Genomic DNA, 252 nt, shown 5'->3' with positions numbered 1-252 from the left:
GTGGAGACGAGGAGATTCGAACTCCTGACCCCCTGCTTGCAAGGCAGGTGCTCTCCCAACTGAGCTACGCCCCCATGTGAGTCTATCTTGTATTCGGAATCTATCCTTATTAGGAATTTCTTCCATCTTAAGATAGGACTTAATATATTAGCTCTTCTTCATCGAAGAAAGGCACTGGTAGGCCTAAGTGGACTTGAACCACCGACCTCACGCTTATCAGGCGTGCGCTCTAACCAGCTGAGCTATAGGCCT

Annotated in this window: 2 tRNA genes; both read right to left on the bottom strand. The window is 48.8% G+C overall.

What is annotated here, in order from left to right:
* Position 1: 1 nt before the first annotated feature.
* A tRNA-Ala gene (locus EO113_RS08045) sits at positions 2 to 74 on the bottom strand.
* A gap of 101 nt (positions 75 to 175) precedes the next feature.
* Positions 176 to 252: transfer RNA gene (locus tag EO113_RS08040), tRNA-Ile, on the bottom strand.

It is taken from the genome of Veillonella sp. 3913 (assembly GCF_003992235.1).
In the GTDB taxonomy this organism is placed as follows: Bacteria; Bacillota; Negativicutes; order Veillonellales; family Veillonellaceae; genus F0422.
Note: the sequence above shows the minus strand (reverse complement) of the source record. Positions and strands in the feature narration are given on the sequence as shown.